At 59.6% G+C, this 16,906-nt stretch carries 17 protein-coding genes, 1 tRNA gene and 1 other annotated feature; of the genes, 6 read left to right on the forward strand and 12 right to left on the reverse strand.

The features are described 5' to 3' along the window. From BN1139_RS21785 to BN1139_RS13725, 10 genes are all read right to left on the reverse strand, one after another. A partial coding sequence (locus BN1139_RS21785) for an SDR family NAD(P)-dependent oxidoreductase (RefSeq protein ID WP_041980618.1) occupies positions 1-437 on the reverse strand: 437 nt, incomplete at its 3' end. Beyond that, complete coding sequence (locus BN1139_RS13685) at positions 434-862, reverse strand: nuclear transport factor 2 family protein (protein ID WP_005343652.1); 429 nt, start codon at positions 860-862, stop codon at positions 434-436. The genes BN1139_RS21785 and BN1139_RS13685, both read right to left, overlap by 4 nt. A gap of 1 nt (position 863) precedes the next feature. Next, complete coding sequence (phrB, locus tag BN1139_RS13690; protein WP_005349641.1) at positions 864-2,285, reverse strand: deoxyribodipyrimidine photo-lyase; 1,422 nt, start codon at positions 2,283-2,285, stop codon at positions 864-866. After that, positions 2,282-3,169: a MerR family transcriptional regulator gene (locus tag BN1139_RS13695; RefSeq protein ID WP_005349639.1), complete on the reverse strand. Its 888-nt coding sequence runs from the start codon at positions 3,167-3,169 to the stop codon at positions 2,282-2,284. The genes phrB and BN1139_RS13695 overlap by 4 nt, the downstream gene beginning before the upstream one ends. A gap of 69 nt (positions 3,170-3,238) precedes the next feature. Then, positions 3,239-4,186: a YbgA family protein gene (locus BN1139_RS13700; RefSeq protein WP_005338692.1), complete on the reverse strand. Its 948-nt coding sequence runs from the start codon at positions 4,184-4,186 to the stop codon at positions 3,239-3,241. A 180-nt stretch (positions 4,187-4,366) separates the two neighbouring features. Further along, complete coding sequence (locus BN1139_RS13705; RefSeq protein WP_005349637.1) at positions 4,367-5,014, reverse strand: autotransporter; 648 nt, start codon at positions 5,012-5,014, stop codon at positions 4,367-4,369. Between the two features lie 189 nt (positions 5,015-5,203). Next, on the reverse strand, positions 5,204-5,776 hold the full coding sequence (locus BN1139_RS13710; RefSeq protein WP_005349633.1) for a DUF3157 family protein: 573 nt from the start codon (positions 5,774-5,776) through the stop codon (positions 5,204-5,206). Positions 5,777-5,882: 106 nt separating this feature from the next. Then, positions 5,883-6,719 (reverse strand): adenine nucleotide alpha hydrolase family protein, encoded by an 837-nt coding sequence (locus BN1139_RS13715; RefSeq protein ID WP_005349631.1) that lies wholly within the window; start codon positions 6,717-6,719, stop codon positions 5,883-5,885. A gap of 79 nt (positions 6,720-6,798) precedes the next feature. Next, complete coding sequence (locus BN1139_RS13720) at positions 6,799-7,077, reverse strand: DUF6482 family protein (RefSeq protein WP_005338699.1); 279 nt, start codon at positions 7,075-7,077, stop codon at positions 6,799-6,801. Between the two features lie 18 nt (positions 7,078-7,095). Further along, on the reverse strand, positions 7,096-7,707 hold the full coding sequence (locus BN1139_RS13725) for an HAD family hydrolase (RefSeq protein ID WP_005349628.1): 612 nt from the start codon (positions 7,705-7,707) through the stop codon (positions 7,096-7,098). Positions 7,708-7,877: 170 nt separating this feature from the next. Then, positions 7,878-7,999: a sequence feature (Phe leader region), on the forward strand. A 38-nt stretch (positions 8,000-8,037) separates the two neighbouring features. Between BN1139_RS13725 and pheA the strand changes: the two genes are divergently transcribed. Further along, a complete protein-coding gene (gene pheA, locus BN1139_RS13730) occupies positions 8,038-9,210 on the forward strand; it encodes a prephenate dehydratase (protein ID WP_005343631.1) in 1,173 nt (390 codons plus the stop codon). A 77-nt stretch (positions 9,211-9,287) separates the two neighbouring features. Here pheA and BN1139_RS13735 read toward each other — a convergent pair whose 3' ends face one another. Together BN1139_RS13735 and BN1139_RS13740 are read right to left on the reverse strand one after the other, a co-directional pair. Further along, positions 9,288-9,713, reverse strand: a complete 426-nt coding sequence (locus BN1139_RS13735; RefSeq protein ID WP_005349622.1) for an LPP20 family lipoprotein — start codon at positions 9,711-9,713, stop codon at positions 9,288-9,290. A gap of 10 nt (positions 9,714-9,723) precedes the next feature. Next, positions 9,724-10,344 carry a FlgO family outer membrane protein gene (locus BN1139_RS13740; RefSeq protein ID WP_005349620.1) on the reverse strand — a complete coding sequence of 207 codons (621 nt, stop codon included), beginning with the start codon at positions 10,342-10,344 and terminating at the stop codon, positions 9,724-9,726. 206 nt (positions 10,345-10,550) lie between these two features. On the opposite strand from BN1139_RS13740, the gene BN1139_RS13745 reads away from it, so the two are divergent. The 5 genes from BN1139_RS13745 to BN1139_RS13765 all read left to right on the forward strand — a co-directional run bounded on the left by BN1139_RS13745 (position 10,551) and on the right by BN1139_RS13765 (position 16,897). Further along, positions 10,551-11,705: a flagellar assembly protein FlgT gene (locus BN1139_RS13745; protein ID WP_005349617.1), complete on the forward strand. Its 1,155-nt coding sequence runs from the start codon at positions 10,551-10,553 to the stop codon at positions 11,703-11,705. A 50-nt stretch (positions 11,706-11,755) separates the two neighbouring features. Next, a tRNA-Arg gene (locus tag BN1139_RS13750) sits at positions 11,756-11,832 on the forward strand. Between the two features lie 187 nt (positions 11,833-12,019). Further along, the gene (locus tag BN1139_RS13755; RefSeq protein WP_005349615.1) at positions 12,020-12,904 is read left to right on the forward strand and encodes a DMT family transporter; all 885 of its coding nucleotides are present in this window, start codon (positions 12,020-12,022) and stop codon (positions 12,902-12,904) included. A gap of 105 nt (positions 12,905-13,009) precedes the next feature. Beyond that, entirely contained in the window at positions 13,010-14,947 is a 1,938-nt protein-coding gene (locus BN1139_RS13760) for a methyl-accepting chemotaxis protein (RefSeq protein ID WP_005349613.1), read from the forward strand. 501 nt (positions 14,948-15,448) lie between these two features. After that, on the forward strand, positions 15,449-16,897 hold the full coding sequence (locus BN1139_RS13765) for an OprD family outer membrane porin (RefSeq protein WP_005338723.1): 1,449 nt from the start codon (positions 15,449-15,451) through the stop codon (positions 16,895-16,897). Positions 16,898-16,906 lie beyond the last annotated feature (9 nt).

The following is a 16,906-nucleotide window of genomic DNA, read 5'->3' on the forward strand; positions in this document are numbered from 1 at the left end:
GCCGCCTTGGAGGCGCCATAGGCCTCGGCTCGCGGCAGCGGCAGCCAGCTCACCGACGAGCTGACGATGGCCAGCCGTGACCCAGCCCCGAGCAACGGCAAGAAGGCGGCCAAAGCATGGCCGGTGGCGGTCAGATTGGTCTCAATCACTCGGGCAAACAGCTCGCTGTCAAACCCCTCCGCCACATCCATGTACTCGCAGTTGCCTGCGTTGAGGATCAGCAGATCGAGGGATGGCAGCGTAGCAGCCACCCCGCTCATAGCGGCCAGATCCCGGGCATCGAACTGCAGCGGCGTGACGCCGTGCAGCCCCAGCGCCTGCAGCCGTTCGCCATCGCGGCCACAACCCCACACCTGCCAGCCGGCGCGCCGGTAATCCAGCGCCAGTTGACGACCTATGCCGGAGGTCGCGCCTGTAATAAGCACCCGGCCGCTCATGCGCCAAGCCTCATCTTGATGGTGCGCACCACGGGCCCAAGCAGCGGCAACTGCTCGTAGAGCATGGCGCCCAGGTCAAAATAGTCCCGGTGCTGGCACACCTTGCCCGCCTCGTCGAATTCGAGGCGGGTGGCCCCCTCCACCGTCACCGGCTCACCACCACGCAATCTGGGGTGAGAAAAGGTCATGGTCCAGCCGAGCCAGGCCTGCTGCCCTTGCTGCTGCTGACTGGTGATGACGAAACGGCAGTAGGCGAGGCGCTGATAGAGGGCGGCAAAATAGTCGCCAAGGGCCGCCAGCCCCTCGATACGGTGGGCCGGATCGGTAAAGACCACCTGTTCGGCATAGACCTCGGGCAAGCGGTGCAACTGCTGTTTGTCCAGTTGCTGATAGAGGCCAATAAAGCGGGCCAGCGGCTCGTTCATCCTATTTCTCCAGAGAGCGAAACATCTCGATGGCTCTCACCCGGGCAACGGCGTGATCCACCATGGGTACCGGATAATCCTGTCGCCCCTTGAGCCGCAGCCAGTCGTGGGGCTGATGCACATAAGCGGGGGGAATATCGGCAAGTTCAGTTACCCAGGTACGGATAAACTCCCCTTGTGGATCAAATCGTTGCCCCTGAGTGGTGGGGTTGAACACCCGAAAATAGGGCGCCGCATCGGCACCGGTCCCCGCCGCCCACTGCCAGCCGCCGTTGTTGGCCGCCAGATCCCCATCGATGAGCCGACTCATGAAATAATCCTCCCCGAGCCGCCAGTGGATATGGAGATCCTTGGTGAGAAAGCTCGCCACTATCATCCGCAGCCGGTTGTGCATCCAGCCGGTGGTGTTGAGACAGCGCATCGCCGCATCGACAATGGGGTAACCGGTACGTCCCTCGCACCAGGCGGCGAAGGCATCCGGATCCCAGCTCCACGGCAAGGCCGCCGTCTCGGGCTTGAAGGGACGATTCATGGAGAGGGCCGGGATCAGCACCAGCAGGTGGCGATAGAACTCGCGCCAGATGAGCTCATTAAGCCAGACAAAGCCGGGCTGAGCCTTCGACTGGGGCCGATAGCCAAGGCGCTGCTGGAGCACCGCCACACACTGACGAGGACTGATGATGCCCGCCGCCAGATAGGGGGAGAGCACAGAGGTGCCCGCGATGGCAGGAAAATCCCGGGTCTCCCCATAGTCGAGCACTGCCTGTTCCAGAAAAATGTTCAAACGGCGCAGAGCTTCTGCCTCCCCCACTGGCCAACGCGGATCAACCGTCAGCTCGCCGAGAGCTTCATCAACCCACGCCCGCTCAGCCAGCGGCTGCCACGGCAAAGGCTCGCCACGCGGTGTCGGCGCGCGATGAATGACAAACCCCTCCTCGTCGAGGGACTTGAGCCAAGCGCGGCTGAAAGGGGTGAAGACCTTGAACATCTCACCCGAGCCGGTCAGTACCCGCCCCGGCGGCAATACGCAGCAGCCGTTGAACCAGTGACAACTCACCGCCTGCTCTGCCAGCGCGGCGCTGACGGCATGGTCGCGACGCAGCTCATCGATCTCGATAGCCTGATTGGCGTAGAGCTGGGTCACCCCCTGCTCGCGGCAGAGGTTTGCCAACACAGCGGGCACCTCGGCAAAAGTCTCCACTCGCAGCAGATGGAGCTGGATGCCGAGCGCCGCCAGCTCGCGGCCCAACTCATCCACCTGCGCCAACATAAAGCGCTGACGGATGGGGGCCATTTTGTGCTGCCGCCACTGGGTGGGGGAGATGATAAAGAGCGCGGCGACCGGCTCATCACCGGCGCAGGCATGCCGCAGCGCGGGGTTGTCGGCGAGGCGCAGATCATTGCGAAACCAGACCAGCTTCATGATTTTTTCCTCCCGCGTCCGCTGGTGCCAGCAGCATCTGGGGCATCCGCTATCAACTCGGCAAGGCTCGCCTGCCAGCCATGGGCTTTAAGCCACTCATCGTCGTAGAGGCGCCCCAGCTCGCCAAACAGGCGTGTGCCTGCGGGCCACCCGGCGGCCAGCTCCTGCTTGCCGAGCCCGGCACCCAGCAGCACCAGCCAGGGGGTAACGGCACGCCCCTCCAGCAGGCTGGCATGGCGCGGCTCGACCGCCCCCAGCAGTTGCACCTCATAGCCCTGACCGATCAGCTCGTAGGCGGCCCACACCAGATCGAGGGGGCCAACCTGTCCCCAGCTCGCCAGCGTGATCGGCACGCCTTTCTCCTGCTCGATCAGGTGACGGGCGAAGCGGGTATGGAGCCAGCCCAGCCACACCTGTTGCAGCAACTCGCCATCGGGCCGCTCGCGCCACAGCCCCAGCAGCCGCTCCACCAGCGGTTGCAGTATCCAGCTGCGCACCAGCTCGAACGGGTAGCTCGCCAGCAGATCGTTGAGCTCAGCCTCCGCCTTGCGCTGGTTGAAGGCGAGCAGCGCTTGACTGAACAGCTCCAGGGTCTGCTGCCAGTGATCGCTCACCGGCTCGGAATGGGGTTCACTCAAGAGCCCCTTCACCTGCCCGATACTCACTCCCCGCTCCAGCCAGCTCAGGATCTCGCCGATCTGGCGAATATCCTGCTCGCTGTAGAGGCGGTGGCCCTTTTCGGTGCGGGCCGGTTGCACCAGACCGTAGCGGCGCTGCCAGGCACGCAGGGTCACGGCGTTGACGCCGGTGAGACGGGAGACCTCGCGAATGGGGTAGATCCCCTCATCAGCGAGAGGAGCAACTTCTTGCGATAAATCAGACATGACAACGTCCATCAATCAGAGGGGTAAAGCACCCCGGCGCAAACCATGCGCCGGGGCAACAGAACGGATTCAGAGCCCGTAACGCAGCTTGAGCGTATCGGGGTGCGGATTGAGATAAACCTGCTCGGCGAGATAGGGATTGGGGTACTCGCGCAGGTAGTGGCGGATCAGGGTGAGCGGCACCAGCAAGGGGAATATGCCGGTGCGGTACTTGTCGATGGTATCGGCAAGCTCCTGCTTCTGGGCCGGGGTCAGCACCCGCTTGAAGTAGCCCTGCAGGTGCATCAGCACATTGGTGTGGCTGCGGCGGTTGGCTCGCAGGGTCAACGCCGTCATCAATCCCTTGATGTAGTTGTCGGCCACCTCCTGCAAATTGGTGGACTTGCCCAGATTACCGAGCAACTTGCCGAGGATGCGGTAGTGGGTGGTGGCGTGGGAGAGCACCAGATACTTGTAGCGGGAGTGGAAGCGGATCAGCGCAGAGGCGGTGATGCCGCGAGCGCAGAGCTGCTGCCAGTCGTGGTAGGCAAAGACCCGCAGCACGAAGTTCTCGCGCAGGATGGGGTCGCACAGGCGGCCATCCTCTTCGACCGGCAACAGGGGGTTGGCCTCCATTAACGCCTTGGCAAAGAGGCCAATCCCCTCCTTGGCGCTCCCCTCGTTGTTGGCGCCATAGACCTTGACCCGCTCCATGCCGCAGCTGGGTGATTTGGCACAGAGGATATAACCGGAGATAAAGTCGAGCTGGCGCGCTTTCTGCTCGCTGAAGGCAATCAGCTTTTCGGTGACATCGAAGCTACCGTTGCTCGCCTCGGCGCGGATCTCGCCGTTGCGCTTGACCAGCCGGATGGCGGCGCGAGGCGCCCCTAGACCGATGGCCATCTCGGGACAGACGGGGTGATAGTCAAAGTGAGCGCCAAGATCCCGTTCGCAGAAGCTGGAGCGCTTGTGGCCCCCATCGAAACGCACCTCTTGTCCCAGCAGGCAGGCACTGATACCGACTTTAATCTTGTACATGATGACGCTCCTTGTATAAGCATTGATTCAGTTATAGCAGTTATACAAAAAAATGAAAGTTGTATAACTATTTGCGACTGATACGACACAAGGAGAAAAAAGGGATCACCGGAAAAAGAAAAAACCCATGGCGAACGCCATGGGTAAAAATCAAGACACTACGGACTACGGGAAGGAAAATTAGAAGCTGTACTTCACACCCAGGCTGGAGATGGAACCTTTTTGCAGATCCCAGTTGCGATAGGTGTAATCGGCAGTCAGCGCCCAGTTCTGGTTGAGCTTGTAGGCGCCGCCCACCTTGAAGTCGTGCATATCGTCGGTCATGTTGGCGTAGCGATAAGCGGTGGAGAGCTCGACATTGCCGATGTCGTAGCGCAGACCCACTTCACCGTACATGCTGCCACTGCTCTTGCGGCTCACCAGATCCCAGCCCTTGACGTCATACGCCTGCTCGCGCTCCATGGTGTAACCCATCAGACCGGTTTCACCGTAGAGGTTCAAGCCAGTGCTAAGCGGGGTGAAAACACCGATACCCAGGCTGCCGATACCCATGCTGTCGTTGCCGTGCTGGGCAGAGGTACCCTCGGAGAGCAGACGACCATAGAAGTTGTTGGAGAACGATTTGGAGAGATCCAGCGTCACACCGCCAAAATCGCGAGTGCCCTGATTACTGGCATCACGTGGGAACAGCGGGTTGTTGTTCAGATAGTCGGATTTGGTGTGCGCCCAGGTAGCTGCGCCCTTGGCGTAGCTGAAGGCATCCTGCGCCATGACGGAAGTAGAGGCAAACCCGGCCAGAACCAGAAGAGAGACAGTTGCTTTTTTCATGATGATAACTCCATGTGATTGGGCCCGTTGCTAGCGAGCTGGTATGGAGTCATTGTGCGGTCAGGTGCTCGGCTTGCCGAGCTGCAAGCTGTTGCAGAACCATGTCAGATGTAAGCAGATATTGCAGGGGGTGTCAGCGGCAACAAGTTGCCGGCCCAAGCGGTTTGCATGGGCCGGAACAACGCCAAATCAGCGGAAGACCACCTCGTCAATTTCGACCCGCACCAGCGGCTGACCGGTCAATCCGGCAGGACGGGGGATCTCGAGGGCCAGCGACGGGCGGGCTTGCCCCTTGCGCAGATAGGTCTCCGGCAGGCGATTCTCGGCAACCCAGAAGCGGGCCTCCTGGCGGCTCAGCTGCACCCCGTCAGCACTGAACAGGGTCACCATGCCACGCACCCCGACCACATTGCGGGTGCCGGTATTGCTCACCATAAAGGTCAGCGCCAGCGGGTCAGATCCCTCGATCTTGTCCAGCTTGACCACCACACCGTCACGCGCCATCTGGGCAAGCAGTTCCGGATTGGCCTTGGCCTGATCGGTCAGCACCGGAGCAGCGACGGCCACCACGGGTCCAGCCTTCCCATCAGCAGCCACGCCCTGTACGGGTTCTGCCGGTTTGACCACCAGATACTCCCAGGTGAAGTCGTCGTTAAGCTGAACCTGCCGACCATCGGGCAGCGTCACCTGAGAAAGAGGGGCAGCCTGCGCCAGTACGGGGGAGAGGCACAGGGCAATCAGCAGACGGGAGAAGGGTTTCATTGGGCGAAGCTCGGTAACGGGTGAAAGGGCGACAGTATAAACAGTCCCGTCGCCCCTTGCCTATGACGGCACTCACGTTCTGGCACCCGCATCGCTTGCCCGCAGGCTAGATGGCGAGATCGTGTCGCTCTTTCTGTGCCATATCCAGGGTCACCAGATCGAACTTGCTCCCCTTGAGGGCGGACAAAATATCCGATTGCATATCAAAGGCCTGCGCACGCTGATGCTCGGGCAGACGCACCCGGGCCAAGGTGGTGGAGCAGTCGCACAGGGTATGGAAAAAGACCTGTGCCTCGTCCAGCCCCATGTCGGCCAGCATCTGCTCGGCCTGATCCACCATTCGCAGATAACGCTGCTCAAGCTGCCGTGGATTGGTGAAGCGATTGCTGAGGCAACCATTGTTCCCCTTGCCCCAACGACCGAGCTGACGCTTGTTGAAGCCGTAACGATAATCGCGGCGCATCAATCCGTTGTCGGCAAAAAACCAGATAGAGTTGGCAGGCAGAGACCCGAACTGGGCAAGATAATCATCACGCTCCTCCACCGCTGCCGGAACCAGCAACGGCAGATGAGTCCATTCCGAACGAGTCTGCACATACTCACCAATGCGGCGAACCGGGTCGATCAGTCCTTCAATATTTGGCAGGCGATCGCAAAAGACGATCTCGTCACTCTTGATGACCCAGTGATCGATGCCATAACGCTGGCAATAACGGCGGGCTCGGGCCACTTCGCTGCGACTGCGGGTCGGATTATCGAGGGTAATTGCGTGGATTTTCACACCGGCAGCGCGGCACAGCTCGATGCTGTAGCAGGATTCCAACCGTCCCGAAAAAGAGACAACCAGCTCGTCAAAACTTGCCAGTCGCTCAATCAGCAGCTGTTCCCTGGCTTGAAAAGAGTGATCATATCCCTGATTCAGTACAACTACATTGGCACCCATTAAACAGCTCCGGATGATGAACAGGTGCAGTATTGTGCGGCAAACAAACTGAATAGACCCTTAAAGAGTCTGGTTAAAATTAAAACTTGATGATTATTTCCTGTGATTCTGCTGCTAAATCTTCATTTTGGGCGTCATAAATTCGTAATCTTGCTTGGTGAACCCGATGGGCTCGCAAGAAACCCTGCGCCTGATCCAGTGAGGTGAAGGTCAGGCGTCCTCCCTCGCTGTCGGTCAGGCAGAGGCACTCTCCTTCTGCCTCAACACAGAGCTGATAACCGCTGCCATCCTTGCAGGCGATGATCAGGGTCGCCTCGGGATAGTGACTGAGCCAATTGCGAAACCGGCCATGCTCCATAGTGCTCCTAGAGGGGCATCACCCCCTGCCGGTGGCGGGCAAACAGCCCAGCTCACTCAGTTGCTGGCGGCAACTCGCCGCGTCGGTAAAGACGATCCCCCTGATACCGAGGGCCTCGGCGGCCGCGATGTTGGCGGGACTGTCATCGATGAAGATGCACTCTGCCGGTTTCAGATCGAACGACACCAGCAGATAGCGGTAGATATCCGGCTCCGGCTTCATCATCCGTACCCGCGCCGACACCACCTTGCCGCTAAAGAAGCGCCAGAAATCCTGATGCTGCTCCAGCCAGTCGATGCTGGCATGACCCATGTTGGAGAGGGCATACAGGGTGTACCCCGCCCCGTGAAGCTCGGCTATCAGGGTTAGCATAGCGGGATCTGGCTGCAGGGAGGCGGGAACTGCCTGTAAAATGGCCAGATTCTGTGCCGCCGAAAGGCCGGTGCGCGCTTGCGCTTCCCGGGCCATGGTGTGGAGCGACATGGTGCCTCTGTCTACCTCCAGCCAATCCGGGTGGTTAAAGAGCTGCTCGGCCAACTGTTCGGCCCCTTGCGGACCACGCACGGAACGCACTATGCCTACCGGATCCCAGCTCACCACCACCCGTCCCAGATCGAAAATAATCGCCATCGTCTTTACCTCCCCCACTGGGTTTCAGTCATAAAAACAGAGTCAATAGAACATCATTCATACGCCATTTTCTTAACCGGATACCCTGCCCCCATCCCCGCCCGCGGGCAAGTTTTACTTGCATCAGACCGGCAAATCCCTTAATGGTTATGACGTTACTTCAAGGACACACCTATGCACGCACCATTCTTCTTTGCTTTCTCGTTTATCCGGCCCGCTTGAGGGAAGGCCTGTCGTCGTGTGAACAGAAAGCAAAGACGAATCGAGCCTCCCCTAGCGGAGGCTTTTTTTTGCATTAATATCAATCGATTACTTGGATAGGGAACAATCATGGCAACGCTCGACGAGATCAGACAAGACATCACCCGGTTGGATCAGGAGCTGCTTGCCCTGCTGGCGAAACGCAAGACCCTCAGCATCGAGGTCGCCCGTGCCAAGCAAGCCAACCCGCGCCCCATTCGTGACCACCAGCGGGAGCAGGAGCTGCTGGTCGCCCTGATCCAGAAAGGGCGCGTGCTTGGGTTGGATGCCCAGTACATCACTCGCATCTATCACACCATCATCGAAGACTCTGTGCTCTCCCAGCAGGCCTATCTGCAGAGCCTGCTCAACCCGGAGCAGCAGGAGCCGATGACCAGCGTCGCCTATCTTGGGCCGCGCGGTTCATACTCCAGCCTCGCCGCCCGCAAATATCTGGCGCGCTACAAGGATCAGGTGATCGAGGTGAACTGCCAGAACTTCCGCGAAGTGCTGGATGCGGTGGAGTCGGGTCGCGCCGCCTTCGGCGTGCTGCCCATCGAAAACACCAGCTCGGGCTCCATCAACGAAGTCTATGACGTGATGCAGCATACCAGCCTCTCCATCGTCGGCGAGCTCACCTACCCCATCGAGCACTGCATTCTCACCGCCGTCCCGACCGAGCTGAGTCGCATCAAGACCTTCTATGCCCACCCGCAGGTGTTTCAGCAGTGCTCCCACTATCTGAGCAAGCTGGAAGGTGCCCGTCACGAGATCTGCGACTCCTCCTCCAGTGCCATGATGAAGGTGAAAGAACTGGCCAGCCCGGAGGCCGCCGCCATCGGCAGCGCCGCCGGTGGCGAGCTCTATGGTCTGGATGTGCTGGCCGAGCAGCTCGCCAACCAGAAAGAGAACTACAGCCGCTTCATCGTGGTGGCGCGCAAGCCCATCGACGTGGCGCCGCAGATCCCGGCCAAGACCACCCTCATCATGTCCACCTCCCAGAAGCCGGGTTCGCTGGTCGAGGCGCTGCTGGTACTGCGCAGCCACGAGATCAACATGACCAAGCTCGAATCCCGTCCGGTGCAGGGCAACCCGTGGGAAGAGATGTTCTATCTGGATGTCTCCGCCAACCTGCAGACCCCGGCGATGCAGGCCGCACTGGTGGAGCTGACCAAGATCACCCGCTATATCAAGGTGCTTGGCTGCTACCCGAGCGAGGATGTGAAACCCACCGCAGTGCCGCCGGTGCTGATGGGGAGCTAACCAGCCCACAACGACAAAAGGCGAGCACCCTGCTCGCCTTTTGTTTTGATGCCGGTTTTCACGGCAAGCCCATCAACTCAGAACTGACCGGCCATCAGCTGGTTGATGTTGTAGAGGGCACGGGTATCGAGCTCCATCTCGGTGGCATAGGTATTGCCGCGCGGATAAGAGGCAACCACCCGGGCACCGCGCACCACCCCCGCCACAGAAACATCCAGCGAGTTGGAGGTCTGGGTCAGGTCACGATAGCTGCTCTGACCGCGCACCTGCTGACCATTGAGCTGCTCTGCCAGCTCGCGATAGGCATCCATCTTGGAGGCGCGAATGGCTTGCAGCATCTTCTCCGATTGGGAGGGGCCGGGCTGGATGTCGATCACCGCATACCCCACCGCCTTGAGCACCGGAAAATCATCGGGCTTGCCACCTTGGGTGTAATCCACCACCCGGTTGTAGCTGCAACCGGTGAGCAAGAGTGCCAACAGGCAACCAAACAGGATCTTCATGACTCGCTCCTCACGGGGTCAGGTTGACCAGATGACCGCCCGGCCGGGCCTGACTGTCACGCATCAGATAACCGCGATTGATCGATGCCCGACCAAACGAATTGTTGGCACCGAACAGATATTTTTGCGGGATCAGGCTCTGGGCAGTGGTCTCCACCATCTTGGTGCGCATGTCGATAACGCGGGCATTGACCAAAATTCCCTTGCTGTTGCGGCTGAAGGTGCCGACCAGAATGCGGGAGATCGGCAAACGGGAAGAGAGCTCCTTGTAGTTGCGGCTCAGCACGAAGTCCCCCTGCGGGGTCACCTTGATGCTACCGGTCAGCTTGAAGTCCACCACCACCTCGCCGCGACGGTTGAGCTCGTAGATAAAGCTCTCCTCAATCTGCTGCCCCATCCAGTTGGTATCCTGCAGGGTATCGAGATCGACGAAAGAGGCCACCGCGATGGGTTCGGTCAGGGTGGTCAGCGATTTGCGCTCCATCAGCTGATCGGTCATGCGCGCCACCAGCCAGTTGAGTTCCATCCCCTGCGCCGCCTGGCGGGGGTCACCCTGATCCCGATTGATAGGGTCGGAGCCACACCCGGTCAATGCCAGGGCAAGCGCCAACACCGTGATGAGTTTGTTCATGGATACCTTTCCTGTATCTGCACCTGACTTATTATCGGACGCGCCGGACAAAGCTTGAGCCGGGAATGAGGCATGATTCTTGCTTTTTAATGGACATCGTCAGCGCCAACGTGCGCTGCCACTTGGAACGTGTTGTGATCCATGTCGGCCAGCAGACGCCATTTCCTCAAAATGGCGCGGCTGTCCGCCAACTCAAGGTATCTGCTATGAAATTACCGCTGCTGTTGACCCTGCTGCTGGCCAGCCTGAGCGCCCGAGCCGAGCTTATCGAAGCGCAGGGCAGCGCCGCCATTCTGGGGGGCGATGAGGTCTATGCCCGCGAGCAGGCGACCCGCGACGCCCTGCGTCAGGCCTTGCTGGCCAGCGGCGCGGCCGTTTCCAGCGTCCAGCGTCTGGAAAATGGCAGCCTTCGCTCCGAGCAGATCCAGATCCGCTCCGGCGGCGACATTCGCCAGTACCGGCTCAAGCGGGAAGAGGTGCGCAACGGCCGCATGTATATCACCCTGGTGGCCGACATTCAGGCCGAGCGCCAGATCTGCCAGACCCAGCACTTCGCCAAGGATTTGACACTGGTCAGGCTGCGGATGCGCTATCCGGATCAGGCCAGCTACGGCGCCATGGACGACATGCCGGAGAACCTCTCGCGACGACTGTTCGAGACCCTCGCCAATGCGCCGCAAGGGGTCGCAGTGCGCCAGTGGCTGGATGAAAACCTGCGCATCGACCCGCTTCATCTGCAACAGGGGGATCGCAGTGCCCTCGAGGAGATCAAGGCTCTCAGCCTGCGCACCGACAGCCAGTATCTGGTGCTTGGCAGCATCGACGATCTCTCCATCGAACCGCAGGGCAACCAGCTGACCAGCTGGTATCAGGATCCCGTCCGCAATTTTCGCATGCAGCTCTACCTGTTCGACGGCATCAACGGCAGCCTGATCAACCGCAAGGTCTATGAAGGGCGCGCAACCTGGACCTTTGGCAAGCGGGAGCAAGTGGGCAGCAACAGCGGCCAGTTCTGGCAGTCGAGCTACGGTCAGGAGGTCAACTACCAGTTGCAGCAGGCGGCTCAGGATCTGGTAGCCCAGCTTACCTGCGCCCCGGTCACCGCCCGGGTGGTCGGCCAGAACGAACGCGGCCCCTACATCAATCTGGGACGGCGCAACGGTGTCAAGCTCGGCGATCAGTTCCGCATCCAGCACAACGCCGACTTCATCGACCCCTACGGCAAGTCGCGCATGATGCGCAACCCGGCCGACGGCCTGTTCGAGGTGGTACAGGTATTCGACGATGGCGCCATCATCAGCAGCCAGAACAAATATTCGCCGTTTAACATCCAGAATGGGGATTTGGCAGTATTGGAATAAGAATCAAGGGTTTAAAAGGGAGTTGCTTCTTGTATAATGCCCGCCACACAGCTCCCGTAGCTCAGCAGGATAGAGCGGTCCCCTCCTAAGGGACAGGCCACTGGTTCGACTCCAGTCGGGAGCGCCATACAAAACAAGGGGTTGGCATCATCACGATGCCAACCCCTTGGTCGTTTTTGGCGACAATGAATCCGACCATCCAACCGTAATGACCCTCTCCTTTCTGCGTTCAGAGCATGCGCTCTCTGATAGACTGCTTCTCTTCGGCTTGTCTGTGAGGCCAAGCCCTGTCTCATCTTGCAAAGGAGTGTTGGATGTCCGGATGTTCCTGGTGGGATAGATCCACCGGTTTTGCACTGCTGACCATTGTGCTGTGGGCCTCGCTGGCGGCGCTGACGTCACGGGTCACCAGCGTGTCACCACTGGTGCTGGTCGGGCTGGTGCTGTTTTTCTGCGGGGTCGGGGCCTTGCCGTTTTGGCGCCAATGGCGCGCTCGTCCTATTACCTGGCTGGTGACGGTTACGGCATTGCTGCTCTACCATCTGCTGCTCTTTATGAGCTTTCGCCATGCCCCGGTGCTGGAGGCCAACCTCATCAACTACCTCTGGCCGCTCTGCATCATTCTGTTCACCCCGCTGTTGTTGCCCGGCCATCCACTCCATGCCCATCACCTGCTGGCTGGCGCCTTTGGTCTGGCGGGCTCCATGCTGGTGATGGTCAACGGCGAGCTGCAACTACAGCAGACCTATCTGCCGGGATACCTGTTGGCGCTCGGTGCAGCTGTCGTCTGGGGAGCCTACTCGGTATTATCACGCCGTCTGCCGCCAGCCCCCGCAGTGGTCACTGCGGCAGCCTGTCTGCCCGCGGGTTTGCTGGCGCTGCTGCTTGCCCGTCTGCTGGAGGGGCCCCTGCCGCTCGCGCAGATCCCCACCAGTGACTGGTGGCTGATCATCGGGCTGGCGCTGGGCCCGATGGGGGCGGCCTTTGTGACCTGGTATCTGGCACTGCGAGACGGCGATCCACGCCGGATCGGTGCCCTTGCCTACCTGACACCGCTGCTGAGCACCTTGCTGCTGGTGTTGCTCAATGGAGAAACGCTGACCTCGCGCCATCTGCTGGCCGGTGCACTTATTATGGGAGGCGCCCTGCTCGGTATGCTTGGCCAACGCAACAGCGCTCAGGTATCCCCAGTCAGTTAAGCCGGCAAGATAGGGCAACCTGACCATGTTGTCATAAAAACGCCATCATCCCTGTTTAGGCTCTGGCCACGCTCCCCCATGGTCTGTGCTGACAGGAATTACCCCGTGAAAATCGCCCATTACGCCACCCTATCCTCCCTTGTTTTGTTACTGGTTGCGGGAGGACAGGCGCTGGCCCTCTACCACGGCTGGCAACAGCTTGCCCATACCAATCAGGCCCAGCATCAACACGAGACGCTGCAACAACTGGTGACCGTGACCCTGCAAAACAGCCTGCGTGACTACCTCAACAGCGGCGATCCGCAACAACTAACAGCAGCGGAGAAGGTCCGTCAGCAAGCGCTCTCCTCGCTGGCCGCTCAGGATGATGCCATGGCAGCCCCGCTCAGACAGCAACTCGAACAGATGGCGCAGCGCATCGCGCACGACTATCAGGCCGCAGGCAAGCTCTCGGGCAACAGCCAGCTGCTGCTGCAAAATGCGGAGAGTGAGCTGGGCAGCCAGGCCATGGCGCTGATCCGCTATGGGGAGCAAGGCGCCAGCACGGAACAATCTGCCGCAGCACAGCAATATCGCCGCGCTGCAACCGAGATCCTGGCGAGCCTGCCGCGCCTCGCCCATTTGCGCCAAAGCTATATGGAACAGGGCAATGAGAAGCTGCTCGCAGGGATCCGCTTCGAGCTGGAAGCGCTGCAAAAACAGGCGCAAGCGCTGCAAGCCTTGCCGCTGCTCGGCCTGTATGAAGAGGCGCCCGCCGATGAGTTCACCCTAGGGGAGCCGGTACGCAAGGAGCTGGGAGATCAACCGCGCAGCGAATTACGCTCGTTGCTGGGCCGCTATCCGCAGGAGCTGGCCAACAGCCGCACGGCGCTTCAGCAACAACAGGCTGGCCGCCAGACCGTGCAGCAAGACATCATGGCCATGTTGCAAGCGACCAGACAGATGGGGGAACAACTTTCCCGCGATCGGCAAGCCGTCAATCAGGAGCTGGCCACCATCCTCGGCACGCTGGCGCTCTGTCTGGTGATAGTCGCCCTGCTGTTTGCGCTGGTGCAACGACGCTGGCTACTCGTCCCCTTGTTGCGACTGCGCGGAGCCTTTCTGCAGCTCGATCAGACGGGGCAGGCCGAGCCGTTGCCTGACGGGCGCGAACGCAACGAGCTGGCCGATATCGTTGCCAGCTACAACCGGCTGATCGGCCGCCTGCAGCAGGATCAACAACAGAAAGAGGGGCAGCTGTCAGCGGTATCCCTCAGTCTGCAAGGGATGGTCAGTCAGGTTGACGAGATCCACCACAGCACCCGCACCACCGAACAGGTGGTCGACGAGAGCGGCCAGATGATGGATGAGCTGAACCAGCTGGCCGGAGAAGTTCATCAGGTTGCCGCCGACATCGCCCAGCATGCCCACCATAACGAACAGGCGATGAGCCAGAGCGAAGATCTGGTGGGGAGCATGCTGCACGCCACTCATCAGACCGGACTGGCGATTGACGAGAGCGATGAGGCGCTGCAAGCCCTCACCCGCTCGGTTGCCGATGTGACGGCAATTGTCGATGTGATCGGTCATATCGCTCAGCAGACCAACTTGCTGGCCCTCAACGCCGCCATCGAAGCGGCCCGCGCAGGGGAACAGGGACGCGGCTTTGCCGTGGTTGCCGATGAAGTGCGTCACCTCTCGGCCAATACCCAGCAATCCCTCAACCAGATCACCGATATTCTGGGGCGCCTGACCCAATCCGGCGAACAACTTGGCACTGTACTGAACCGAATCACCAGCGAATCAAGCCGCCAGCGGGCACAGGCGGAACAACTGCGCCAGACTACCCAGGCGGTGAGGGAGATCGCCCGCAACACCGCAGTGATCGCCCTGCAAGGCGCCGACAATGCCAAAAGTCAGGAACACAAGCTGGCCAGTTTTGCCGATCTGATCACCCGTATCCATCAGCATGCCCGTCAGGTGAGTCAGCTCTCGGTGCAGGTCTCGTCCCATATCCACCATCAGGCGCAGCAGATCCCCCGCATCCTCGGCCAGCAAGGCTGACCCCTATTTGCCCCACATCCTCACCAGATCACTTTCCCTCGACCAGAGGGAAAGTTTTTTTGTAGCACAAAATTATCTGTTATCGGCAGGTTAACTGACACCTCGTCCCCCGTACCGGATGAAAACCCGCACTGGCGCTGCCCGCAGCCTCAAGAAAACGCTCTCATCACCGTGATACCTGCCATGAGGCTGTTTACGACCTTGCCCATGATTATTTGCACTCGGTCATACTTTTGAAACGTTGAGGGAACTTTTCATTGATATTTCGCACCGCGAACGTACTCTTGGGGTTGTCCGATAGCCAAGAATCGGAACATAAAAAAACAACATGTGATGATCAGGACTGCCAACTACAGATGTGCCAAGACATCCGGGTTTGCAGGTAGCCAAGACAAGATTTTTTGCCCTTCGGGGTTTTGATTGCAATGCCAATACCGAGCGGTAGGCCCGATGCCAACTGCCGGAAAAAAAGCTAAGTCCATAAAATCAGGAGCAATAAAAATGGAAAAAGTGATCTTCAAGCGCGCCGCTTTGAGTGCCGCTGTGGTAGCCGCTCTGGTCGCCCCCGGTATGGCGTTGGCAGCCCAGGACATGATGAGCCCGGAATACGGCCAGTCCTATGAAACCTTCGTTAAAGACTCCAAACTGACCGGCGGTCTGTTCTACTTCCAGCGTGATCGTCAGCGCATCGATGGTGACCCGACTGCAGCCAAGAAAGAAGGCAAATACCAGTCCAACCTGAGCCATTCCACCGTTCAAGCCGCTCTTAACTTCAACTCCGGTTATGCCTGGGACACCGTAGGTCTGGATCTGGGCGGCTTCGGTGCCTATGACCTGGCCGTTACCGAAAATCACCCGGTCAACCAGGAAAACGAATTCTCCTTCGCTGGCCGTTCTTGGGGCAACAACGCCAAAGATGGCTCCCCTGAAGGTGGTTTCAGCCTCTCCAACGCAGCGATGAAGCTGAAATTCCTGGACGGCGGCATCACTGCCAAGGGTGGTTATACCCAGCTGTATGTCCCTGGCCAAATCGGTGTTAACTGGTCTTATCAGCCGGGTACCTATCGTGGTGGTCAAGTTGAAGGTAACTTCGGTGGCCTCTACCTGACCTACGCCATCGCTGACGAGTACAAGGCCCCCTGGTACAAAGAGACTCAGGTCTTCTCCCGTGCCAAAGCGTGGATGGATCCGTTCGCTGATGAAAACGTCATCGACTACATCCACGGTATTGCAGCCCGTTACACCTTCGAAAATGGCACTGCTGTGACCGGTTCTTTCGGTCAGTCCGAAGGCTACATGGACAGCTACCACTTCAAACTGGCTCACAAGTTTGACGTACTGGGCGGCCTCTCCACCAGCTACCAGTTCTACGGTTCCGAGACCGAGACCTACACCAAGGGCGCTTCCCAGATCGAGACTTATGACGGTCTGGCATGGCAACAAGCTCTGACAGCAGCCTGGGGCATGGGCCCGTACGGCTTCCGTCTGGAAGGTCTGTGGACCAAGGCTGAAGGTGCGGAAGGCAACTACCTGCCCCGTCTGACCCGTGGCTACGCCAACTCCCAGGGTGCCAACGAAATTTGGTGGGACTCCCGCTCTGACTGGAACGCCAACAACGAGAAAGCGCTGTTTTTCGGCGTGACCCGTTCTCTGGATGACCTGGTTGGTGCGCCTGGCTGGTCCGTCGGTGTATCCGGTGCTTACGGTTGGGATATCGAAACCGGTCAAGGCAAGAAAGCAGCCAACGGTGAAGATACCGAATGGGCAGCCAACTTCGATGTCACCTATACCGTGCAGGATGGCAAGCTGAAAGGCACCCTGTTCAAACTGCACTACACCGACTACAACAACGACATCAGCCAGGGCGGCGGTTGGACCGATTACCCCAACATCTTCGCCTCCGAGCACGACGTCAAGTTCCACATCATCATGCCGCTTACCTTCATGTAATCAGGCAAT

The organism is Aeromonas veronii bv. veronii (assembly GCF_000820225.1).
In the GTDB taxonomy this organism is placed as follows: Bacteria; Pseudomonadota; Gammaproteobacteria; order Enterobacterales; family Aeromonadaceae; genus Aeromonas; species Aeromonas veronii.